This window comes from Kriegella aquimaris, assembly GCF_900103215.1.
GTDB classification, from domain to species: Bacteria; Bacteroidota; Bacteroidia; order Flavobacteriales; family Flavobacteriaceae; genus Kriegella; species Kriegella aquimaris.
This window is the reverse complement of the sequence record NZ_FNGV01000001.1, coordinates 195392-217616: the sequence shown is the minus strand read 5'-3', so window position 1 is coordinate 217616 and position 22225 is coordinate 195392. Positions and strand designations below refer to the sequence as shown.

The 22225-nt window shown below is 38.4% G+C and carries 23 protein-coding genes; 17 read left to right on the top strand and 6 right to left on the bottom strand.

Annotated features, from left to right (window positions below; translation table 11 throughout):
- Positions 1-32: 32 nt before the first annotated feature.
- Positions 33-767 carry a LytR/AlgR family response regulator transcription factor gene (locus BLS33_RS00980; protein ID WP_218129519.1) on the top strand — a complete coding sequence of 245 codons (735 nt, stop codon included), beginning with the start codon at positions 33-35 and terminating at the stop codon, positions 765-767.
- A gap of 83 nt (positions 768-850) precedes the next feature.
- Here the strand turns inward: BLS33_RS00980 and BLS33_RS00975 are convergent, their stop codons facing one another.
- From BLS33_RS00975 to BLS33_RS00955, 5 genes are read right to left on the bottom strand one after another with little or no spacing between them, the layout of a single operon-like run.
- Entirely contained in the window at positions 851-1528 is a 678-nt protein-coding gene (locus BLS33_RS00975) for a type 1 glutamine amidotransferase domain-containing protein (RefSeq protein WP_089884388.1), read from the bottom strand.
- Positions 1529-1554: 26 nt separating this feature from the next.
- Complete coding sequence (locus tag BLS33_RS00970) at positions 1555-2715, bottom strand: iron-containing alcohol dehydrogenase (RefSeq protein ID WP_089884386.1); 1161 nt, start codon at positions 2713-2715, stop codon at positions 1555-1557.
- A gap of 40 nt (positions 2716-2755) precedes the next feature.
- Complete coding sequence (locus BLS33_RS00965; protein ID WP_089884384.1) at positions 2756-3754, bottom strand: NADP-dependent oxidoreductase; 999 nt, start codon at positions 3752-3754, stop codon at positions 2756-2758.
- Between the two features lie 9 nt (positions 3755-3763).
- On the bottom strand, positions 3764-4396 hold the full coding sequence (locus tag BLS33_RS00960) for a nitroreductase family protein (RefSeq protein ID WP_089884382.1): 633 nt from the start codon (positions 4394-4396) through the stop codon (positions 3764-3766).
- A gap of 45 nt (positions 4397-4441) precedes the next feature.
- Positions 4442-5020 (bottom strand): TetR/AcrR family transcriptional regulator, encoded by a 579-nt coding sequence (locus BLS33_RS00955; RefSeq protein WP_089884380.1) that lies wholly within the window; start codon positions 5018-5020, stop codon positions 4442-4444.
- 355 nt (positions 5021-5375) lie between these two features.
- Here BLS33_RS00955 and BLS33_RS00950 point away from each other — a divergent pair, with 355 nt between their 5' ends.
- The 3 genes from BLS33_RS00950 (at position 5376) to BLS33_RS00940 (ending at position 7790) form a co-directional block, all read left to right on the top strand.
- Positions 5376-6143, top strand: coding sequence for a hypothetical protein (locus BLS33_RS00950; protein ID WP_218129518.1), 768 nt, complete (start codon positions 5376-5378; stop codon positions 6141-6143).
- 9 nt (positions 6144-6152) lie between these two features.
- On the top strand, positions 6153-7124 hold the full coding sequence (locus tag BLS33_RS00945) for a Kelch repeat-containing protein (RefSeq protein ID WP_089884378.1): 972 nt from the start codon (positions 6153-6155) through the stop codon (positions 7122-7124).
- Between the two features lie 204 nt (positions 7125-7328).
- On the top strand, positions 7329-7790 hold the full coding sequence (locus tag BLS33_RS00940; protein WP_089884376.1) for a cold-shock protein: 462 nt from the start codon (positions 7329-7331) through the stop codon (positions 7788-7790).
- 176 nt (positions 7791-7966) lie between these two features.
- On the opposite strand, the gene BLS33_RS00935 is transcribed toward BLS33_RS00940, so the two are convergent.
- On the bottom strand, positions 7967-8851 hold the full coding sequence (locus BLS33_RS00935; protein ID WP_089884374.1) for an AraC family transcriptional regulator: 885 nt from the start codon (positions 8849-8851) through the stop codon (positions 7967-7969).
- A gap of 265 nt (positions 8852-9116) precedes the next feature.
- Between BLS33_RS00935 and BLS33_RS00930 the strand changes: the two genes are divergently transcribed.
- From BLS33_RS00930 to BLS33_RS00870, 13 genes are all read left to right on the top strand, one after another.
- Positions 9117-10067 carry an aldo/keto reductase gene (locus BLS33_RS00930; protein ID WP_089884372.1) on the top strand — a complete coding sequence of 317 codons (951 nt, stop codon included), beginning with the start codon at positions 9117-9119 and terminating at the stop codon, positions 10065-10067.
- An 18-nt stretch (positions 10068-10085) separates the two neighbouring features.
- Complete coding sequence (locus tag BLS33_RS00925) at positions 10086-10880, top strand: SDR family NAD(P)-dependent oxidoreductase (protein ID WP_089884370.1); 795 nt, start codon at positions 10086-10088, stop codon at positions 10878-10880.
- Positions 10881-10920: 40 nt separating this feature from the next.
- Positions 10921-11916 carry a YhdH/YhfP family quinone oxidoreductase gene (locus BLS33_RS00920; RefSeq protein ID WP_089884368.1) on the top strand — a complete coding sequence of 332 codons (996 nt, stop codon included), beginning with the start codon at positions 10921-10923 and terminating at the stop codon, positions 11914-11916.
- 50 nt (positions 11917-11966) lie between these two features.
- A complete protein-coding gene (locus BLS33_RS00915) occupies positions 11967-12596 on the top strand; it encodes an alpha-ketoglutarate-dependent dioxygenase AlkB family protein (protein ID WP_089884366.1) in 630 nt (209 codons plus the stop codon).
- Between the two features lie 224 nt (positions 12597-12820).
- Complete coding sequence (locus BLS33_RS00910) at positions 12821-13495, top strand: NAD(P)H-dependent oxidoreductase (protein ID WP_089884364.1); 675 nt, start codon at positions 12821-12823, stop codon at positions 13493-13495.
- A gap of 25 nt (positions 13496-13520) precedes the next feature.
- Positions 13521-14534, top strand: a complete 1014-nt coding sequence (locus tag BLS33_RS00905) for a zinc-binding alcohol dehydrogenase family protein (protein ID WP_089884362.1) — start codon at positions 13521-13523, stop codon at positions 14532-14534.
- Between the two features lie 109 nt (positions 14535-14643).
- Positions 14644-15477, top strand: coding sequence for a DUF4437 domain-containing protein (locus BLS33_RS00900; RefSeq protein ID WP_089884360.1), 834 nt, complete (start codon positions 14644-14646; stop codon positions 15475-15477).
- 56 nt (positions 15478-15533) lie between these two features.
- Complete coding sequence (locus BLS33_RS25350; protein WP_089884358.1) at positions 15534-17177, top strand: FAD-dependent oxidoreductase; 1644 nt, start codon at positions 15534-15536, stop codon at positions 17175-17177.
- 14 nt (positions 17178-17191) lie between these two features.
- Complete coding sequence (locus BLS33_RS00890; RefSeq protein WP_089884356.1) at positions 17192-18055, top strand: AraC family transcriptional regulator; 864 nt, start codon at positions 17192-17194, stop codon at positions 18053-18055.
- Between the two features lie 125 nt (positions 18056-18180).
- Positions 18181-19026 (top strand): enoyl-CoA hydratase/isomerase family protein, encoded by an 846-nt coding sequence (locus tag BLS33_RS00885; RefSeq protein WP_089884354.1) that lies wholly within the window; start codon positions 18181-18183, stop codon positions 19024-19026.
- Between the two features lie 161 nt (positions 19027-19187).
- The gene (locus tag BLS33_RS00880) at positions 19188-20171 is read left to right on the top strand and encodes a zinc-dependent alcohol dehydrogenase family protein (RefSeq protein WP_089884352.1); all 984 of its coding nucleotides are present in this window, start codon (positions 19188-19190) and stop codon (positions 20169-20171) included.
- A 208-nt stretch (positions 20172-20379) separates the two neighbouring features.
- Positions 20380-21342 carry a 2OG-Fe(II) oxygenase gene (locus BLS33_RS00875; RefSeq protein ID WP_089884350.1) on the top strand — a complete coding sequence of 321 codons (963 nt, stop codon included), beginning with the start codon at positions 20380-20382 and terminating at the stop codon, positions 21340-21342.
- Positions 21343-21436: 94 nt separating this feature from the next.
- Entirely contained in the window at positions 21437-22222 is a 786-nt protein-coding gene (locus BLS33_RS00870; protein WP_089884348.1) for an SDR family NAD(P)-dependent oxidoreductase, read from the top strand.
- The last annotated feature ends 3 nt before the right edge of the window (positions 22223-22225 follow it).

The following is a 22225-nucleotide window of genomic DNA, read 5'->3' as shown; positions in this document are numbered from 1 at the left end:
TCCCTTATTAACCACTAAAACTTGAAACTTAAATGGAAGCTATACAACTTACCTGTATGATTGTAGACGATGAACCTATGGCGCTTAATTTGGTAGAAAGCTATGTGGAGAAAACGCCTTTTCTAAAGCTAAAAAAGAAATGTAGTAGTGCTATTGATGCACTTCAGTTTATAAAAACCGAAACCGTAGATGTGCTGTTTCTAGATATACAGATGCCAGATCTTACCGGTCTTGAGTTTTCTAAAATGTTGCCGAAACATACACGGGTTATTTTCACCACCGCTTTTGACGAATATGCCTTAGAAGGTTTTAAAGTGGAAGCCTTGGATTATTTATTGAAACCTTTTGATTATGCCGAGTTTTTGTCTGCGTCAAATAAAGCCTTAGAATGGTTTACATTGGTGAAAGGAAATAGTCGGACCTCTGTTTCTGATGAAAAAGAATTTCTTTTTGTAAAATCTGAATACAAACAACTGCGCATCAAGTTGTCGGATGTTCTTTACTTTGAAGGATTGAAAGATTATATAAAAATTTGGTTAAAGGATAACCCCAAGCCAATTTTGACCATAATGAGTCTTAAATTGTTACAGGAAGAACTCCCGCCATCTGATTTTATGAGGGTACATCGGTCTTTTATTGTTTCTTTAAAAAACGTAGAAGTTGTTGAACGAAGTCAAATTATCATCAATAACCAGCGCATTACGGTTTCCGAACAATATAAACCACAGTTTTTGGAATTCATAAACAAGAACTCTTTGAATATGTAGTGGCACTTAATGCCATAAAATGCTTAAAAAAATAAAGCAAGTGTTTTGACACTTGCTTTATTTATTATTCAGGGTTCTTGTAACTATTTAAGTAATGCCAACAGTTTTTCGGCAACCAATTCTGAAGATGCGGGGTTCTGGCCCGTAATCAAATTTCCTTCTTGAACGGCATAAGCCGCCCAATCATCTCCTTTGGAATAAATTCCTCCATTTTCTTTTAACATGTCTTCAACTAAAAATGGAACTACATTGGTTAACTGTACCGCAGCTTCCTCACTATTCGTGAAACCGGTTACTTTTTTGCCTTTTACCAAAGGTGAGCCATTTTCATCTTTAACGCCTTTTAAGGCTGCAGGAGCGTGACAAACAAAAGCAATAGGTTTATGTTGTTTGTTAAAGGTCTCAATTAGGATAATTGAATTTTTATCAGTTGCCAAATCCCATAAAGGTCCGTGACCACCAGGATAGAATACCGCATCATAATCATTTGGATTTATTTCGGCCAAAACCTTGGTGTTCTTGATTTTCTCTTGGGCAATCGCATCTTCTTTGAAACGCTCGGTATCTTTTGTACTGGCATCGGGAGTATCGCTGCTCGGGTCAATAGGTGCAACACCTCCTTGAGGGGTGGCTAATGTAATATCAGCTCCTTTATCCAATAAGGTATAATAGGGATTGGCGAATTCTTCAATCCAAAATCCTGTTTTCTTTCCAGTGTCTCCCAGTTTATCATGAGAGGTTAAAACAAATAATATTTTCATCTTTTTTATTTTAAAAATTTCTAATTCTAGTAAGCCATTTTTACAATCTTCTCTGCATCGTCAGGAGTCAAATTTTTGTGTTCACCAAGACCTTTCCAGCCACGCTCGGTAAATCGTTGTCCGATCTTTTCGGCAGTTCCTTCATATTCCGAAGTATAATCCGATAGTTTGGTATCGATGCCCAAACCTTTGAAAAAAGCCTCTGTTTTTTCAATTGCGGCATACGCTTTATCATCAATGCTTCCTTCGGTTACGTTCCAGACACGCTCGGCATATTGAGCCAACTTCTCTTTTTTGGCCTCAAAATTATACTTGTAGTGGCTTGGTGCGATTACAGCCAAAGTTCTCGCATGGTCGATTCCAAATAAGGCTGTTAGTTCGTGGCCCATCATATGCACGGCCCAATCGCCGGGAACACCTTGTTGTATCAATCCATTAAGGGCCATGGTGCAACTCCACATAAAGTTAGCGGCAGCTTCATAATCCGTCGGATCTTTCAAAACTCTGGGCGCTACTTCGATTAGCGTCTGTAAAATACTTTCGGCAAAACGGTCTTGCAATAGTCCACCTGCGGGGTAGGTCATATATTGCTCCAATACATGTGTAAAAGCATCGGTAATACCATTCGCCAATTGACGTTCAGGAATCGATGTAATTACCTGTGGATCTAAAATTGAAAATACGGGAAATAAACCGGGTCCGCCCATAGCTAGTTTTTCCTTGGTTTCTTTCCTAGTGATTACTGAGCCCGAATTCATTTCGGAGCCTGTTGCCGGCAACGTAAGTACCGTACCGAAAGGCATTCCCTTTTCGGGACGTATACCATTTTTAAGAATATTCCATGGAGTATCACCTTCGTAAAGGGCGGCAGCGGACAAAAATTTGGTTCCGTCGATAACCGAACCACCCCCAACGGCCAATAAATAAGTGATATTTTGTTCTTTTATTACTTTTAAAGCTTCGAGAAGTACCTCATATTCGGGGTTTGCAGGAATTCCTCCAAACTCTATTAAGGCTACTTTGCCCAAAGCAGTTTTTACTTGATCGTAAATACCATTTTTCTTGATACTTCCGCCACCATAAAGCAGTAATACTTTAGCATCACTTGGAATTTCAGAAGCTAATTTCTCTATCGTATTTTTCCCAAATATGATTTTGGTAGGATTTTTATATTCAAAATTGTTCATTATCGTTTATTTTAAATGTTAGTACTTAATGCGATTGTATCTAAATTTTAACAATCATTTTCCCCTTATTTTTTCCATCGAACAAATCGATAAATGCTTGGGGTATGTTTTCAAACCCTTCCACAACGGTCTCGGTATAGGTCAGTTTCCCTTCAGTCAACCAAGTTGTCAAATGGTTCATGGCTTCAGGAAATTTATCCACATAATTACCTACAATAAACCCCTGCATCATGGCGCTATTTTTCACCAAAAAGGGTTGTACGCTAATACTTTTAGGGATTTCGGTATTATTATACACTGAAATAGCCCCGCAAATAATCATTCGGGCGAATTTGTTGATATTGAACAGTACGGCATCAGAAATAGGCCCGCCGACATTATCAAAATAAATATCTACGCCGTTGGGTGCAGCTTTGGCAATGGCCGATTTCATATCGGTAGTGGTGTTGTAATTTATGGCATGATCAAATCCGAATTTATCGGTTAACATAGCCACCTTTTCGTCGCTACCCGCAATGCCAATAACATTTAAACCTAGAATTTTACCTATTTGCCCTACAACACTACCCACGGCTCCGGCCGCACCCGAAACTATTAAAATCTCTCCAGACTTTGGCTTTCCAATTTGCGTAAGACCTAGATATGCGGTCAAGCCAGTCATTCCTAGAATACCTAAATAAGCACTTAGGGGGGCTTTGTTTTTATCTACTTTAAACAAACCTTCTCCATTGGAAATTTGTCTGGTCTTCCAGTCCAACATTCCCGAAACATAGTCACCTTCCTTAAAATTAGGGTGCTCAGATGCAATAACTTTTGCTACAATTCCTGATTTAATAGGCTGGTTTAATTCAAAGGGTGGTGCGTAAGACTTGGCATCGTTCATTCTACCCCGTAAATAGGGGTCTACGGACACATAAAGCGTCTCCAATAATAATTCTCCTTGCTTAACCGAAAGGTCGGCATCGTCTTTTACAAATTCGAAATCGGTTTGTGCAGGTTTGCCAATCGGCCTCTTTTTTAATAGTATCGTCTGATTCATATCTTTTATTTAATCGATTAATGTGACCAGGTCTTCCGTACTTTTTCTGACTTTAACCAAGTTTACCAGCCAGTCTTCTTCCTCTTTTCGATATCCTAAGGGAAGCAGTACCGCACTCCGTAATCCTTTTTCACGCAATCCTAAAATCTCGTCGACTGCTTCGGGATCGAATCCTTCCAAGGGAGTAGCATCAACACCTTCAAAAGCGGCGGCGGCAATGGCTTGGGAAAATGCAATGTAGGCTTGCTTTGCTGCATGGTTAAAATTCGTTTCGGCATCGCGCTGTGGATAGGAGTCCAACAATAGTTGTCTGTAGTTCTCCCATCCTTCATTTTTAAAGCCGCGAATGTCGTTCGTTAGGTCGAACATTTTATTGATACGTTCGGCTGTATAGGTATCCCAAGCGGCAAAAACTAGGAGGTGCGAACAATCAGTAATGACTGATTGGTTCCAAGCCACCGGCTTAATTTTTTCCTTCACCTCTTGATTGGTAATTACCATAATTTCAAATGGTTGTAGTCCACTGGAAGTAGGTGCCAACCTTGCCGCTTCGATAATGCGATTAACTTTGTCTTGAGCTACTTTTTCGCCGTTCATGGCTTTGGCGGCATAACGCCAATTTAATTTATCTAATAATTCCATATCTATTTATCTATTTGGTACTATTGTATTTAACTTTTTTTTGTACTAAACTTTAATTGCATCCCAAGCGGCTTGGTAGGCTTCCTCGATATGCTTCTTATCCATTTTGAACTCTCCTCGCTGTTGGGCGACCATTAAAAATGATAAAGGATTTATGGCATAGGCGTAAAGCAAATAATCGGATATGGGCTTGATGACACCTTCACTCTTTCCGCGTTCCCATAATTCAAGCAGTGGTTGTAAATGTTTTATACCTTCTTGTCTGCTCGGTTCATCAATCATCGGGGTGTTATCGCATTGTGCCAAAAACATCGCCTCCTCGCATCGTTTTAGTTTAAAATCGGCAATCCGTTTCCACACAAGTTCAAAACCTTCGGTCACCGAAAGAGTGGGGGTATAAGTTTTGAAAGCATAAGCCGTAAAGGTAGATTTCACTTCGATATAGGTCTTGTTAACCAAATCTTGCTTATTCTCGAAGTAGAGGTAAATGGTCGCGGGTGATACATTTGCCATTTTTGCAATCTTCGACATAGGGGCCGCATGAAAGCCGTCATTGTTGACCAAACTAATAGTGGCTCTTATAAGCGCATCCCTTTTTTCAATACTTTTTTGAAGCTTTGCCATACTATCAATTTCTAAAAATGAACAATGTCAAACTTTGTTATTTATCTTATTCTGGGACAAAGCTATTAAAAAAGAATGAACATTCATTTTTTTATTATCTGTTTAACAATTCTTTATCAAAGGGAAGCGGGCAGGAGCAGCATTATATCTAAGCAGTCAACACGATATCCTTTGCCAATATAACAGGAACCATTGCCCTTAAAGACAATTTTGTCAATTTCGTAGAAACGAAACAGAAGTGTATTTGATTTAAAACTGGAAGTTGACTTCAAATAAATCAAACAAATAAGTATATTTAAACTATATGACACAGCGTGGGGTTAGTGTCATAAACACAAAACTTAAACCTTTCTATATGAAGAGAATGTACGCTTTATCCCTTTTATTTTCAGTATTAGGTCTCACCCTGTGCCTATTTGAAACGAATGCTCAGGAACCACCACTATCGGATCGGATTGTTTTCGAAGAAATCGATGGAATTCTATCCGTAGAAGCCGAATACTTTTACAAACAGACGCACGACGAGCAGCGTAAATGGTACGTAACACATAAAGAGAACCTGCCTAACGTCGGCCGGGACGAAGACACCCCGCATATTTTTGAGAGTAGCAACAATGCATATTTGGAAGTTTTACCCGATACACGTATAACCCATGATGACAAACTGATTCCTGGTGAAAATTTCAGCAACGAGCCGGGTAAAATGGCAATTTTGTATTATAAGGTAGCCTTTAAACATCCCGGAAGGTATTATGTTTGGGTGCGTGCCTTCAGTGCCGGAGGTGAAGATAATGGTATTCACGTGGGGCTCGATGGTACCTGGCCGGATTCAGGACAACGGATGCAATGGTGCGAAGGAAAACACAAATGGCATTGGGAAAGCAAACAACGTACCGAGGCGGTACATTGTGGGGAGCCTTGGAAAATTTATCTCGATATTGAAACCCCTGGCGAACATGAAATTATGTTCAGTTTACGAGAGGATGGTTTCGAATTTGATAAATTCATATTGGCAAAAGGAACTACTTTTGTTCCCGAAGGTCAAGGTCCTGCTGCGACTATCAGTAATGGTAAATTACCGACTGCTTTTGAAAAGGTATCCGAAAATTTTAAATTCAATTAAAACTAGCATATGTTAAGAGTTATTTCTTTTTTTTCGTTTTTACTTATCGTTTCCACCTCGCTTCATGCGCAATGGAAGACGCTTGAACCCCAAGAAGATTGCACAAAACGTCATGAATGTGGTTTCGTAGCCCATGATAATGGGTTATATCTCGTGGGTGGGCGAGGAATTAAACCGGTAGAGAAATATGATGTTAAACAAAACACATGGAAAGCCATGGCGCCCACTCCCCTGGAAATACATCATTTGACTCCCGTTTCAGTTAATGGGAAAATCTACGTTGTGGGTGGACTTTCAGGAAAATATCCTGAAGAGCAACCCTTAACCCACGTGTATGCTTTTGACGCTAAAACCAATAGTTGGGACAAAGTTTTTGAAATACCCGAAAATAGAAGAAGAGGAGGAGCCGGTGCCGCCGTTTACAAAAATAAAATCTATATCGTTAATGGCATTACTTTCGGCCACACCAGCGGAACTAATGCGATGTTCGACGTGTTCGATCCCGTAAAAAAAACTTGGACAGTCTTAGATGACGCTCCGAACATTCGGGACCATAGCAGTGCCGTTATTGTTGGAAACAAGCTGATTGCTTTAGGCGGTCGGAATACTAGTTATCATGAACCCGGCAACTTCACGGCCTTTTTCTCAACGGTAAAAAATGAAGTAGACTATTACGATTTTAAGACTGAAAAATGGGCAACCTATTCTTCCGCTTTACCAGCTCCATCTGCTGGAGGAGGGGCTGTTCAATTGAATAATAAAGTCTATTATGTGGGCGGCGAAACAGGTGAGAAATTGGCAAATAATCAGATGTATGCTTTTGACCCAAAAACTGATGTGTGGGAAAAAAAGGCATTCTTAAACCAAGGACGCCATGGTACAAATGCCGTTATAAATAAAGGATTGATCTATATAGCGGCTGGTTGTGCAAATAGAGGCGGGTCTCCCGAAATTAATTCAATTGAGGTCTATTCTGAGTAATAAATTTTAATTTAATAAATTGATATATAGTATTTTATGTTAATCTTTTGAATGTGTTAATTTAAGGTTTCAGACTTAAGAAATTAGATTTTATATTAAGATAAAACCTTTAATATTAGGAGGTAAGGGTCAAGCTTTTTCATAAGTTCAACGGAAAGCAATATCTTTGTTAGATTATTAATTAAAAACAGCTTAAGAAAAAGAATGGCAAAATCGCAGCAGACGTATAATAAAAGTGAAAAAGAAAAAAAGCGTTTAAAGAAAAGAGAAGAGAAGCGTAAGAAAATGGAAGCGCGAAAGGCGCAGGCCAAAGAGAGTGGCAAAAAAGGTATTGAATTCGCATACGTGGATCACAATGGTAACCTAACCGATACTCCTCCAGATCCATCCAAAAAAATCAAAGTAGAGGCCGAAAGTATTGTAATAGGAGTTCCAAAAACTCTGGAAAGCGATAAAGAAGAATTTGATCCGGTCAGAAATGGCAGTGTTTCATACTTTGATCACTCTAAAGGCTTTGGGTTTATCATCGATTCAGAAAACCAAGAGAAATACTTTACACACGTTAGTGGCTTGGTAGATGAGATTAACGAAAACGACAAGGTTTCTTTTGAACTCGAAAAAGGAATGAGAGGCATGAATGCCGTCAAGGTTACGTTACTTAAATAAGCGTAACCGTTTTCACAGGAGTTCTTTCGATTGATCATCCGATACATCAAGGAAAACAAAAGCTACCTCAACTAGATTCCAAAATTAGACGTAGAGGTGCAGCCTTTCCAATCGTATACAGTGACATAGTAACTTAGTCAGGGAAAAGACCGTAAAGTGTGTCTTGAAAGATTTCGTTAAACTGTGCATGAACTACGCTTTAAGAGCATATACTCTCCATTATTTTTAAACTCACGAACGGAAGTTCCCGTATAGCGCTTAAAAGTTTTGGAGAGATGACTTACGTCCGTAAAACCTAAGTCATCTGCAATTTCTGTTAACGTAAAGTCGGAATTTAGTAGCCGAATTTCAACCAATCTTAGTTTGGCCTTGATAATATATTCACGCAACGACATGCCTACTTGCTTTTTAAAAAATTCGCTGACATAGGTTGTCGACATTAAAAATACATTGGCCAAATGGTCGACCTTTAAATTTTCAGGCTTATCAATGTGTTCGTTGATATAAATCAGCATTTTGGTAATCCTTTCATCCGTATTATTTTGATGTACTTCAAAAAAACTTCCCTTTCTAATGTTTCTGATAAGTATTTCCAAAATACTTTTCATTAGGCTTTTAACAAGGGTAACGGAGTCTTCTCCATAATTGCGTGACTCTTGCAGTATTATGGCGAGAAGCCTGTCGAGATGCTGTCTGTCGATATCACTCTTAATAATATCTCCAGGTAATTGGTTGTAGTTGGAAAGTACATAAGAGGCTTCCTTGAACCATTCATTGCTATCTACTGAAAGCCGGTCGGTATTTTTAAAGAATGAGTCGGTAAATTTTAGAAAAACAAAACGTGAAGGTACTTGTATGTCGAATGAATGACATTTTAAGGGTGGAAGCAAAAACACGCTGCCTTTATTAAAAGTGTATTCATTGTAATTAATGCATTGGGTTCCTGCCCCTTCCTTTACTAACACCAGTTCAAAAAAATTATTCTTAACCGCTCGTGGTTTCCACTCGGTCAATTCCAATTCTTGTATTTCAAAAGGTTTATAGGTCTCCAATATTTGCATTTCCAGCTAATTTTGCAACAAAACTATACAAAAATCACCAATAAAATATACGTTGACCGATCAAAACCTTTAAAAGTACATAAATACCCTTTTTTTATACATAAGTAACATGGGTGTCGCCTCCTATATTTGTTATATCATTAGGGTGCAAGCAATAATAAAGAAAGGCGCCTTATTAGTGAAGCCCATATTTTGGTAAAGAAAAACCTCAAAAAATGTCTTGGGTTTTAAGTGTACATTTAAAAAAGTAATTAAAAAAGAAAACATGAAAAAAGTAACTATAGGGAATTCAGACTTAAAAGTAGCGCGCATCAATTTTGGCGGAAATGTTTTTGGTTGGACACTGAATGAAAAACAGTCCTTTGAAATATTGGATGCCTTCATAGATGCCGGTTTCGATTTTATTGACACGGCAGATACCTACTCTTGGTGGGTAAATGGCGTTGGTGGTCAATCTGAAACTGTAATTGGGAACTGGATGAAAGCCCGCGGAAATCGAGATAAAATAGTCATTGCAACTAAAGTGGGGTCGGAGACGAAGGAGCATCCAAATGACATCAGCAAGAAGCATATTCTAAAATCTATAGACGAGTCGTTGAAACGTCTTCAAACAGATTATATCGATTTGTATTACACACATTTTGACGATGAAGTTACGCCCGTCGAAGAAACCCTGTCAGCCTACGATGAAATCATAAAAGCCGGAAAAGTACGTCACATTGGGGCATCAAACTTATCGCCGGAGAGATTAACGGCTTCTTTTAAAGCTTCGGAAGAAAATAACTTGCCCAATTATGTAGCCCTACAACCTCATTACAATTTAGTAGAGCGCCAAAACTATGAAACTAAATATGCTAACTTGGTTGAACAGTACGGACTCAGTGTCATGCCCTATTTTTCGTTGGCAGGAGGATTTTTAACCGGTAAATACCGGTCGGAGAACGATTTGAGCAAGAGTGTACGCGGCGAAGGTGCTAAACAGTATTTAAACGAAAAAGGGTTGGGCGTTATAAAGGCCTTAGATACCGTGTCCGACAAACACAAAAGCAAACCGGCAACGGTTGCCCTAGCCTGGTTGTTGGCAAAACCGCATATTGCCGCTCCAATAGTCAGTGCAACTAGTCAAAGCCAACTACAAACTTTATTCGACGCCCCTAAATTAAATCTAGATGCGGCCGATTTAGAACTTTTAGAAACTGCCAGTGCTAATTTATAGACCCTAAAAAAACAGAAAATGGACTTAAAAATAAAAGATAAACTTGTATTTATAAGCGGCTCCACTGCCGGTATAGGTTATGCCACCGCAGCGCGATTTTTAAATGAAGGTGCCCAAGTGATAATAAACGGTAGAAAGCAAGATACTGTCGATGCAGCAGTCGAAAAACTAAAAGCTGAAATTAAAAATGCCAATGTTTCCGGTATTGCAGCTGACTTTTCCAAAGTAGAAGACATCAATAGTTTGCTAAAAAAACTGCCAGAGGTCGATATTTTAATCAATAATACCGGAATTTTTGAACCCAAGGCCTTTGCAGATATTCCGGATGAGGATTGGTTTAAATTTTTTGAGGTGAATGTAATGAGCGGTATCCGTTTGGCGCGACAGTACTTTCCCAAAATGTTGAAGAAAAACTGGGGAAGGATTATCTTTATCTCTAGTGAATCCGCAGTTTTCATTCCCGAGGAAATGATTCATTACGGAATGACCAAAACAGCGCAATTGGCGGTAAGTAGGGGATTGGCTGAACTGACAAAAGGAACAAACGTTACCGTAAACTCCATTTTACCGGGCCCGACAAAATCCAAGGGTGTCAGCGGATTTATTGAAGATTTGGCAAAGGCCGATAATATCTCCGTAGATGAAGTAGAAGCCGATTTCTTTAAAAACATGCGTCCGACTTCACTAATAGAACGTTTTGCATCAGTTGACGAAATTGCGAACACTATTGTATATTATTCGAGTGAATTGGCTTCCGCAACAAACGGAGCATCCATACGGGTAGATGGCGGATTGATACGGTCAATTTTATAAGGAATACGAGAAAATAATAAGAAAGTTAAAACAAAAAATCATGACACACCGCGAATTCAAAGCCTTTGTTGTTGAGGAACGGGATGGAACTTTTATACGTGAAATAAAATCAAAGTCAACAAGTGATTTACCAGAGGGAGATGTATTGGTCAAGGTTTACTATTCCTCCTTAAACTACAAGGATGCCTTATCTGCAACCGGAAATAAAGGAGTTACAAAAAAGTATCCGCATACTCCTGGCATTGATGCGGTGGGTATTGTAGTCACTTCAAAAACTGACAAATTTAAAATCGATGACAAGGTTATTGTTACCAGTTATGATTTGGGAATGAACACAAGCGGGGGATTCGGGCAATATATTAGTGTGCCCGAGGCTTGGGTGGTGAAACTTCCTAAAAATTTGACCATGAAAGAAGCGATGATGTTCGGTACCGCCGGATTAACCGCGGGCATTTCAGTAGTAAGGCTTTTCGAAACCGTCAAACCTGAAGATGGACAAATTGCTGTTTCGGGCGCGACAGGAGGGGTGGGTTCACTTAGTGTTTCTATCTTAAGAAAACTAGGGTATAGCATTGCCGCGATTACCGGCAAAGAGACGGCCAAAGCTTACCTAGAAAATCTTGGAGCCGAAACGATAGTGCTACGCAAAGATTTTGAAGCAATGGATAAAAAACCCCTTTTAAGACCTTTGTATGCCGGAGGTATTGATACGGTAGGTGGTGTCATTCTTGAGAACATCATAAAATCAATAAACGCTATGGGTGTAGTGACCTGTTGTGGTAATGTAGCCTCCCCGAAGCTCGATTTAACGGTGTACCCTTTTATTTTAAAGGGTGTAGCTCTAATTGGTATCGACTCTCAAAATTACCCATTGGACTATAGGGAGCTTGTTTGGGATAAATTAGCAAAGGATTGGAAACCCGACCATCTCGCTGATAATTGCACCGAAATAACACTTCATGAATTGAATGAAAAAATCAATTTGATGCTCGATGGAAAATTAAAGGGCCGAACTGTAGTAAATATGCAATCATAAATTTGGGTTCAGGAATAACTACTTATTACGGATGCTAAGTATAAAATATTATGGACTTATTTAGTCATATAGACCTATTTTCGACTGATGAAGTAAAGAAAACAAGTTTTGATTTACCGGGAGCGGATATTACTTTTTACGAAAATTTCTTCAGTGCTTCAGAAAGCGACCGACTGTACAAAATTTTGTTGGCACATACGGAATGGCAACAAGATTATATGACCATTTATGGCAAAGAGTTAGATTTACCACGATTGACAGCTTGGTATGGTGATACGGCCAAAACCTTAACCTACGCCGGGAGTGCAAAGAAAGTACATCCGTGGAATAGTGAGTTGCTTTTTATTAAAGAGCGGGTAGAGCAGGAGGCCGATATAAAATTTACGCGATGTTTGCTGAATTTGTATCGAGACGGAAAAGACAGCGTGGATTGGCACCAAGATTATCAAGGCGAACTTCGTGAAAATACGGTTATAGGTTCGGTTACCTTTGGGGAAACCAGACCTTTTCAACTAAAACACGCTACGCGTAAAGATTTAAAGCGACTTGACATTCCACTATCCCACGGCAGTTTGTTGCTAATGCAAGGAGCTACCCAACAAAATTGGAAACATAGGATTCCAAAAACTACAAAGAATATCCAACCCAGGATCAACCTAACTTTCAGGTGGGTTGAATAAAATAAAAACTTGTACTATAAAAGGGCAATATCTTAAATTATAGTATAATCGGTGGCGATATTCGGGTATTTAAGGCTTGATTAAGGAATATTATAAGTCTAATATCCCAAAAAACCTTTATTTGTACATACATCTCCTCTTTTTATACTCTAGAATTACTTCAAGGTGGTTTTATTTTTGCAACAGCTAATTAAAATAACAAGTAAATATATAAATTATAAAAGATGAATACACCGCACGTTTCTAAAGAAGAAATTATCAATGCATTTCAATATAGACATGCCACCAAGGAATTTGATACCACCAAAAAAGTTTCTGATGACGATATGGCTTTTATTCTTGAAACCGCACATTTATCCCCCAGCTCTTTTGGTTTTGAGCCTTGGCATTTTATCGTAGTCCAAGATAAGGAGTTACGTGAATTATTAAAGCCAGTGGCGTGGGGGGCACCCTTAAAACTTGATACCGCTAGTCATTTTGTTCTGGGTTTGAGCATGAAGGCACCGATGACAAAATGGAATTCAGATTACATTAAGTCGATGATGAAAGATGTAAAACAATTACCTGAAGATATGATTGAAGGGTACTCTAAATTTTATAGAGAATTCCAAGAGCGTGATTTTAATTTAGATTCCGATAAAAAAATGTTCGACTGGGCTTCCAAACAAACTTATATTGCATTGGGTAATATGATGACTTCCGCGGCTTTACGGGGAATTGACAGTTGCCCGATGGAAGGATTCCACGAACAAAAAATAGAAACAGTCTTACGAGATAAGTTCGGTATTGACACCGAAAAATATGGTTTATCGTTTATGGTAGCTTTTGGGTATCGAAAAGTGGAGCCACCTTTTGCGAAATCAAGGAGAAACATTGAAGATATCGTAACTTGGAGATAGAATAAAATTTAAAAAAATAAAGAAAATGAAAGCAATAGGATTCAAAAAGTCTTTACCCATTTCAGAAGCGAATAGTTTTATAGCCTTTGAAACAGAAAAACCAACTCCCTCAGGCTTCGACCTTTTGGTAAAAGTACAGGCCAACTCTGTAAATCCGGTCGATTTTAAGATTAGGCAAAATGCGGCCAAAGATGAGGAATTGGAAACCCCAAAAGTGATTGGTTGGGATGCCGTTGGTATTGTGGAAGCCGTAGGGGAGAAGACCTCCAAGTTCAAGGTTGGTGATGAAGTTTTTTATGCTGGAGACCTAACGCGTAGTGGTAGCAATGCCGAATTTCAATTGGTAGATGAACGTATCGTCGGCAAGAAGCCTAAAAACTTGAGTATTGCCGAAACTGCTGCGATGCCATTAACGAGTTTAACCGCTTACGAAGCTTTGTTTGACCGTATCAAAATCAATCCTGAAAAAGACCAAGGTAAATCAGTTCTGGTACTGGCCGGCGCCGGCGGCGTTGGTTCCATAGCCATACAATTGGCCAAAAAATTGGGAAATTTAACCGTCATCGCAACGGCTTCCCGTGAAGATTCCATTCAATGGTGTAAAGATTTAGGCGCTGATTATGTGGTCAATCACCACAACCTAAAGGAAGAACTGGAAAAAATAGGGCACAGCCAAGTGAACTATATTCTTGATTTTGTAGACCTAGAGGGTTATTGGGAAACTGCTGCAGAAATTATTAAGCCCCAAGGGCACATTGTTTCCATTACGGGAAGTAGTAAACCACTGAATTTAGACCTCTTAAAAGCTAAGAGTGTCACCTTTTCCTGGGAATTGATGTATACCCGCTCTATGTTCAATACGGAAGATATCGACAGACAGCACGAGATTTTAAATCATGTTGCCGATCTATTGGATAACGGAACTTTAAAATCAACATTATCGACCACCTTAAACGGATTTACGGTTGAAACCTTAAAAGAAGCGCATAGACTGCAAGAATCAAGTAAAAGCATTGGGAAGACAGTAATTCTTTTTTAAAACTTGCAAATACTGCTACAGTTGGCCAAGGTCAAATTATCCAAAAGTTTTCGAACTATTCTGAAGTATGAATAATAGTAACCATAAAGGCAATTATTAAGATTATAAAATGAAAAATTACTTTATACTTATTCTTGCCATATTGGCAGGAGTATGCGCAAATGCACAAACTCTAAAAACAGATGCTGCAAAATCCATCAACGAGGTAGTAACGGCGGACAACATTGAATGGGGTTGGTTAAACCCGCTACGTGGCGATAAGAGTCCGGCTGCAGGAAAACTTTGGGGAGACCGTACCAAAAACGAACCATCAGGATTTTTAGTAAAATTTAAAAAAGGATTTTCATCGCCGCCACACATTCACAACATAACTTATAGAGGTGTAGTAATTAAAGGTTTATTACACAATGATGATAAAAAGGCAGAAAAACAATGGCTGCCGACAGGTTCTTATTGGCAACAGCCAGCTGGCGGAGCGCATATTACTGCTGCGTATGGTGAAGATAATATGGCTTTTTTAGATATTCAAGAGGGACCGTATTTAGTGAAACCCACTTCTGAAGCTTTTGATAATGGTGAAAGACCAGTTAATGTTGACAAAACAAATTTGGTTTGGTTAAATGCAAATGATATAGAATGGGTAGCCGAAAAAAGTAATGTACAGACTACTTTTTTATGGGGGAGTCATAAAGAAAAGCAACTACGTGCAACTCTTTTAAAATTTCCAGCTGGTTTTAACGGAAGCATCAAAAATTTGAGTCCTAACTTTAGGGCAGTAGTTATTTCTGGTAGCCTAACACATCAGTTTACTAAAAAAGATGCTAAAAACATACTAGAACCTGGTTCTTATTTTGGTGCAGAGCAAAATGCAACTTCAATCATTTCTACCGCTAAAGAAACAGTTCTTTACATAAGAAGTAATGGAGATTATGAGGTAAAATAGATTACAAACATTATCTTATGTTCAAGGTTATCACTATCTAAACAATCAAACCAATTATGATCGATCCAAAATTTCCTGAATTAACTAATGTTCAGGTCGAAAAACTCAAGAATTACGGTGAAATAGAATTCTATAAAGAGCCAACGGTCGTTTTAGATTTTGGGGACCAACACTATGATTTTTTTGTGGTGCTCACTGGTGGAATCAGAATTATAGACCCTGATAAAAAAGATGAAAATATTGCCATTCATACCAGGCATCAGTTCTCAGGTTCAAGTAGTATTCTTTCGCACAGAACCGTTGGGGTTTGTGGTGAAACCTTGGCAAATACCCAGCTTATAAGAATAAGCCCTGAAAATCTAAAAAGTGCCATTGCCAAATTCAGTGATATTAGCGATGTACTTCTGAATGCATTTTTATTGCGTGAAGATGCTCTGAAGAACAATGTTCAGGGTATTAAGCTAATTGGTTCTGAACACTCCAATGAAACCTACGCTATCCGTGATTTCATGGATAAGAATGATATTTGGTACAATTTTATTGATTCGGATAAGGAAGACGGATTGGTACAGCTATTGGAAACTTTCAATTTGAAAGAGTCTGATCTGCCTGTTTTGATTAATAGTCAGAATGAGATTTCCGTTCGCCCATCCATAGATAAAATTGGTATGTGTACCGGTGTTAGATTACAATTGGATGATGATATTTATGATGTTCTGGTGGTAGGTGCTGGTCCCGCTGGTTTGGCTGCTAGTGTTTATGCCGCTTCAGAAGGCTTAAAAGTGTTGACCATAGACAGTAATTCCCCTGGCGGACAAGCCGGTAAAAGTTCTAAAATTGAGAACTATCTAGGATTTCCTACCGGAATTTCAGGACGTGACCTTGCTAATAATGGCTACATACAGGCTCAAAAGTTTGGTTGTACCATTTCCGTACCGCATAGGGTAGAGGGCATAGTGCGCAAAGATGGTTATTACGAAGTTAATTCTAACAACACATCTATATTAAAGGCTAAAACGGTAATTGCCGCAACAGGTGCGGCGTATAGAAGACTGCCTTTAGAAGGTATTGAAAAATTTGAAGGTTCCGGAGTGTACTACAGCGCCACTTCAATGCATGCCAACATGTGTAAGAACAGCGAAATAGGTATTGTGGGTGGTGGCAACTCCGCAGGTCAGGCGGCATTGTTTTTAGCAAGCCATGCGCATAAAGTATATGTAATCATCAGAAACGAGGATATTGGCGCAAAAATGAGCGACTATCTAGTGCAGCGAATTTTCGCATGTGATAATATTGAAGTTTTGCCGGGTAGTAATGTCGTTAAGGTTGAAGGCGATACATATTTGGAAAAGGTAGAAATCAAACAAAACGAAACTTTAGTCCAAAACAATATTAATTACCTATTTACATTTGTTGGCGCAAAACCTTGTACGGAGTGGTTAGATAATATTATAGATACGGATGCTAAGGGCTTTGTACACACAGGGCTCACTATTTGCGACAATGCTTTAAATGGCGAATCGGTATTTAACCACAGAAAACCTTACACTTTTGAAACCAGTTTACCCGGACTTTTTGCTGTTGGCGATGTGCGCTCAGGGTCGGTTAAACGTGTAGCCTCGGCGGTAGGTGAGGGGTCTATTGTAGTTAGTGACATCCACAAATTTTTAGCGCTTGAAACCGAAGCAAAAATTATATAGTACTTTTAAGAACTATGCCACGTACCATAATCGAAAATATTGTAATTCAAGAATACAAAGACCAAACCTTTTTTGAGTTTTGTAAATACACTACCATCAGGTTTTTTGAGATTGTGTATTTTGAAAAGGGTAGCGGCACCATAAGGATTAATGGGAAAACGGTAAACTATTCGGCTAACAGCATTTTTGTTTTTGTGCCAGATGATATTTACATTGTAAATCCGGAATCGTCAACTACTACCATTGCCATTAAATTCTTGAAAAGTTTTTTTAGAGGAGATGCATCGCAAAATGCGAATCTTCCGATAAACGATTGGTTCAGAAAAATTGAAGGGATTCTAAACAGTGAAAGTCATCAATTGCGAGAAATGCGTTTTGAAACCGAATCGGATAAAATTCACTTACTATCATTGATAGAAATGGTGGCGGCAGAAAATGATAAGAAGAAATCATACGACCTGTTTATCATTCAAAAATCACTTTCTGTAATTCTTCACCTTATTGCCCGAAACATTCAGTTTTTAAATGCTGATATGAGTACTAAAATTGTGGAGTCTTCTAAAATTCAGCAAATCATCAACTTTATTCACGCCAATATTTACCATCCAGAATTGCTGACCACCAAAAACTTGGCAGAGGAGTTTCGTATGGCGGACAATTACATCAGTGAATATTTTAAAAAACATACTGATGTATCGCTAAAAAAGTACATTCTTAACTACAAATTAAAACTCGTAGAAACCCGATTAAAATATACCGATTTGCAGTTTTCTGAAATTGCAATGGAATTAGGCTTTACAGATTCTAGTCACCTTAACAAGACTTTCCAAAGTTATAAGGGGATGACTATTGGTGCTTATAAGGCAAGTATTTCCTAATAAATTACTATTTACCTCTTTTTTTACTAAAAGCCCTTTGTTTTTTACTTATCCAAAGCTTGAGTGCCTAGGTAACTTTGTCCTGTAATAATAACAAAACAATAATTAACCAAAAACTCAATACTATGGAATACAAGAATTTTCAAACATTTACGGCAGAACAAAAAGGAGGAATTTTAACAATTGATATCAACTTTGGACCAGTAAACGTACAAGGACAAGAAATGCTAGCAGATTTAAGCAGTCTTTGTTTACGTTTAGAGCGTGATAGAAGCGTAAAAGTAGTTGTTTTTGAATCTTCAAATCCAGAATATTGGGTATGTCATTATGATACCAACTTACTTAGAGATATGTCTATGGAAGCTGTACCTAGAAACGAAGTACAGTTATTAGACTTACAAGCAATTTTAGAAAGACTAAGTAACGTACCACAAGCAACTATTGCAAAAATTGAAGGTTTTGCACGTGGTGGCGGACACGAAATGGCATTGGCATTGGATATGCGTTTTGCCGCTAGAGGTAAAGCCAAATTTATGCAAATGGAAGTAGGTATGGGCATTTTACCTTGTGGTGGTGGCGCTTCACGTATGGCAAGACAAACAGGATTAGGAAAGGCACTGGAAATTATTTTAGGAGCCAGAGATTGGGACGCAGACGAAGCTGAAAAATTTGGAACTATTAACAAGGCATTAAATGCAGATGAAATAGGACCTTATGTAGATGCTTTGGCAGAGCGCATTTCTAAATTTCCTGCAGACTCTATTGCAGCTAGCAAACGTGCAGTTTATGCTTCCATAGACTTACCAATTAAAGAGGCTTTAAAAGAAGAAGCATACCAATTGTTTCAGGCAACAAGTAGAACGCCAGCCATAAAAAGATTTACCTATGCCGATGAAAATGGCGCTCAGTTTGACCATAACAACCAAAAGAATTGGGAACAAATGGTGATGGATATTCAAGATGTAAATTAAAAACGCTGAGCACCTTTCGCAATACACTTTACGCCAATCGCTTTTCAGTTTTTGCGTATAACGCGAAGCGTGTGGCGCACAGCGAAAAACAAATAACGATTAACGAATAACGATTAACGATTAACGATTAACGATTAACGAATAAAAAAAGAAGATTAGATATGAAAGCAATGTTATTGAACAGTTACGGAGAAAATGTAACATTTACGGCAACTGAAATTGAAAAACCAGCAGTAAAAGCAAATCACGTATTGGTAAAAATAGCGGCATCTAGTGTAAATACGATTGACACTATGATTAAGAATATGGGAACCGATTTACCATTATCACCAGCTGCACCAGCCTTATTGGGAATGGATTTCTCTGGAACCGTAGAAGCAGTTGAAGATGGAGTAGAAGGTTTTAAAGTAGGTGATGAAGTATACGGTTGCGCTGGAGGATTAGCCGATTTACCAGGAACCCTAACTGAATATATTGTAGCGGATAGCAACCTTGTAGCGCACAAACCAAAAGGCTTAACTATGCGCGAAACTGCAGCTTTACCATTAGTAGCTATTACAGCTTATGAAGGTTTAACACGAGCGGGCGTAAAAGAAGGTCAGAAAGTACTGGTACATGGTGGTTCAGGTGGTGTTGGTCACTTAGCGGTACAATTGGCAAAGTATTTTGGAGCAGAAGTTTTTGCTACAGGTACTGGTGATAATCAAAAAGCTATTGTTGAAAAATTTGGAGCAACTTTTATCGATTTTAAAACTGAAAAGGTAGTAGATTACACAGCAAAATATACCGATGGTGGTTTTGATGTGGTTTTTGATACTGTGGGTGGTGCAAACCTTACCAATTCAATTGAAGCTGTAGCCTTAAACGGACATATTTCTACTACGGTTTCGTTATGTGAGTTAGACTTAACGCCATTGCATTTTAAAGGAGCATCATTACACGTGGTATTTATGCTAATACCAATGTTGCACAATTTTAAAAGAGAGGAACACGGAAATATTTTAGAGCGATTAGCTGAAATTTCTAATGAAGGACATTTAACGCCAATAGTAGATGAAAACAAGTTTTCGTTAGAAGAAGTTGGTGATGCTTATGCACATTTACAAAGCGGAAAAGCTATTGGTAAAATAGTAGTTGAGAACTAAAAACAAATAAGGATTTGCAATGTATCCTTATGGTTGATTAATAGTGTTAAATGCCTCTTTTTAGAGGCATTTTTCATTTAAAACATAGCAAAACCTTGTTTTTTACTAAAACCTCCATTTTTACTACCAAAGTCCAACAGCCGTTTGTCCGTAATTTTGTTATAGATAAAAAATACAATAGCAGTAGCTATACTTAAAACATATAATTATGAAAACAATAGAACATACAAATGCACTTGCAGAAGCTCGTGCTCTAGAAGTACCATCAAGAGAATTATCCTTAAGACGCGATCCATCTGTTTCTCAATTTTGGAATGAAAACCGTAAATTGTTAGAAGCTGCTTGGGCAGAATGGGAAATAGAAAATAAGGACAATTTACTAGTTCCTGATGAAACTTTGCTAGACCCACGTTTACGTAAAGCCATTAAAGACGCTTGGGAAAATCTAGAAAAAGAATCTGCTGTTGCCGATTTATGGGAAGAAGTTATACCTGGTGTTTATGTTGCACAGTTTTTTGATGTAGATCGCTTAGCAGATTTCCGCAACTATTTAGAAGCTGTTGCAAACTCAAGAGTGCCAAAACGTGCGCCTTATGGCATACAATTAAACCGATATGGAATGATGCTAGATCCTCGTTCTGAAGGGCATTTGGCAGCACCTAATTTTCAGGCATTTTATAACGATATGATGGACCGTTTTATGCGTCCGATAGCACGTTTGTTATTGGGAACTTACGGTTATGACAATCAGACTTTTGGATTCTCAATCCAGTACAATCCAGATAAAGACAAGGATTTACACGCACATACCGATGCTTCTGCAGCTACCTTGAATATCAACATTAACTTACCGGATGAAAAGTTTACAGGATCTGAGGTTGATTTTTATGATAAGGCTTCAGGAAAAACGGTACAGGCTATTTTTGAGCCAGGAAAAGCCATCATCCACAGAGGTAATGTGCCACACGCAACACACCCAATTACAAGCGGACAACGTAGTAATTTAGTAGTTTGGCTGTATGGTGACCGTATGCAAATACCACGTGGTAGTAACAGTAGTTACGGAAATATTAGCAGTGACACCATTAAAGATGTCACACTAGAAAGCGTTACCCCTCGCCAACGTTGGAGTTTACCCGATGGTCCTAAAGATACCGTTGCACCATTTTAATACAGCAAGCGTAGCTTATTATTTTAGACAAAAGATAAAATTAAAAAACTGGCAATACCAATATTGCCAGTTTTCATCAACATAAAAAAATACAATGAAACATATTTTAATAACCGGAAGTACAGACGGTATAGGTAAATTACTAGCCTTGCGTTTGGCTAAAGAAGGGCACTTTGTAGCCATTCACGGTAGGAGTGATGCTAAATTAGCCGCTTCTTTAAAAGAAATTAAACAGCAATCTAACAATGAAAATGTTATAGGCTTTTTAGCGGATTTTTCAGACTTAAATACAGTTAAAAAAATGGCTGAAGAGGTATCGGAAAAAATGCCGGTAATTGATGTTTTGGTCAACAATGCAGGCGTTTTAATGACAAATAGCAATAGTGGTACTACAGATATTCGGTTTGTGGTAAATTACTTTGCACCTTATGTATTAACTAACGGATTGTTGCCTAACATAAAAGCATCAAAAACTGCACGTATTGTAAATCTAAGTTCTGCTGCGCAATCTACTATAAACATACAGGCGTTAGAAGGCAAAATAGCTTTGGGCGCCAACGAAGCTTATGCACAAAGCAAACTGGCATTGACCATGTGGAGTTTTCATTTGGCGGAACAAGAACCATCAATCACGGTAGTGGCGGTAAATCCGGGTTCATTATTAAATACTAAAATGGCAAAAGAAGCTTATGGTCAGCATTGGTCTCCAGCAGAAAAGGGAGTCGATGTTTTGTACGATTTGGCGATGACGGATTTGGCAGAAACAGGCAGGTATTTTGACAACGATAAAGGCTTTTATTCAGATGCGCACCCTGATGCGTACAATCATGAAAAAATTAAGGAACTGATAACAGAAACTGAAACGCTATTACAGTACTGACCA

Excerpts from the sequence above, each read along its gene's own strand:
- BLS33_RS00965 (WP_089884384.1), bottom strand. The coding sequence starts at position 3,754 with ATGAATCAGACGATACTATTAAAAAAGAGGCCGATTGGCAAACCTGCA.
- BLS33_RS00980 (WP_218129519.1), top strand. The coding sequence starts at position 33 with ATGGAAGCTATACAACTTACCTGTATGATTGTAGACGATGAACCTATG.
- BLS33_RS00925 (WP_089884370.1), top strand. The coding sequence starts at position 10,086 with ATGGACTTAAAAATAAAAGATAAACTTGTATTTATAAGCGGCTCCACT.
- BLS33_RS00940 (WP_089884376.1), top strand. The coding sequence starts at position 7,329 with ATGGCAAAATCGCAGCAGACGTATAATAAAAGTGAAAAAGAAAAAAAG.
- BLS33_RS00970 (WP_089884386.1), bottom strand. The coding sequence starts at position 2,715 with ATGAACAATTTTGAATATAAAAATCCTACCAAAATCATATTTGGGAAA.
- BLS33_RS00890 (WP_089884356.1), top strand. The coding sequence starts at position 17,192 with ATGCCACGTACCATAATCGAAAATATTGTAATTCAAGAATACAAAGAC.
- BLS33_RS00915 (WP_089884366.1), top strand. The coding sequence starts at position 11,967 with ATGGACTTATTTAGTCATATAGACCTATTTTCGACTGATGAAGTAAAG.
- BLS33_RS00930 (WP_089884372.1), top strand. The coding sequence starts at position 9,117 with ATGAAAAAAGTAACTATAGGGAATTCAGACTTAAAAGTAGCGCGCATC.
- BLS33_RS00875 (WP_089884350.1), top strand. The coding sequence starts at position 20,380 with ATGAAAACAATAGAACATACAAATGCACTTGCAGAAGCTCGTGCTCTA.
- BLS33_RS25350 (WP_089884358.1), top strand. The coding sequence starts at position 15,534 with ATGATCGATCCAAAATTTCCTGAATTAACTAATGTTCAGGTCGAAAAA.
- BLS33_RS00920 (WP_089884368.1), top strand. The coding sequence starts at position 10,921 with ATGACACACCGCGAATTCAAAGCCTTTGTTGTTGAGGAACGGGATGGA.
- BLS33_RS00955 (WP_089884380.1), bottom strand. The coding sequence starts at position 5,020 with ATGGCAAAGCTTCAAAAAAGTATTGAAAAAAGGGATGCGCTTATAAGA.
- BLS33_RS00880 (WP_089884352.1), top strand. The coding sequence starts at position 19,188 with ATGAAAGCAATGTTATTGAACAGTTACGGAGAAAATGTAACATTTACG.
- BLS33_RS00945 (WP_089884378.1), top strand. The coding sequence starts at position 6,153 with ATGTTAAGAGTTATTTCTTTTTTTTCGTTTTTACTTATCGTTTCCACC.
- BLS33_RS00870 (WP_089884348.1), top strand. The coding sequence starts at position 21,437 with ATGAAACATATTTTAATAACCGGAAGTACAGACGGTATAGGTAAATTA.
- BLS33_RS00935 (WP_089884374.1), bottom strand. The coding sequence starts at position 8,851 with ATGCAAATATTGGAGACCTATAAACCTTTTGAAATACAAGAATTGGAA.
- BLS33_RS00950 (WP_218129518.1), top strand. The coding sequence starts at position 5,376 with ATGAAGAGAATGTACGCTTTATCCCTTTTATTTTCAGTATTAGGTCTC.
- BLS33_RS00910 (WP_089884364.1), top strand. The coding sequence starts at position 12,821 with ATGAATACACCGCACGTTTCTAAAGAAGAAATTATCAATGCATTTCAA.
- BLS33_RS00960 (WP_089884382.1), bottom strand. The coding sequence starts at position 4,396 with ATGGAATTATTAGATAAATTAAATTGGCGTTATGCCGCCAAAGCCATG.
- BLS33_RS00905 (WP_089884362.1), top strand. The coding sequence starts at position 13,521 with ATGAAAGCAATAGGATTCAAAAAGTCTTTACCCATTTCAGAAGCGAAT.
- BLS33_RS00975 (WP_089884388.1), bottom strand. The coding sequence starts at position 1,528 with ATGAAAATATTATTTGTTTTAACCTCTCATGATAAACTGGGAGACACT.
- BLS33_RS00885 (WP_089884354.1), top strand. The coding sequence starts at position 18,181 with ATGGAATACAAGAATTTTCAAACATTTACGGCAGAACAAAAAGGAGGA.
- BLS33_RS00900 (WP_089884360.1), top strand. The coding sequence starts at position 14,644 with ATGAAAAATTACTTTATACTTATTCTTGCCATATTGGCAGGAGTATGC.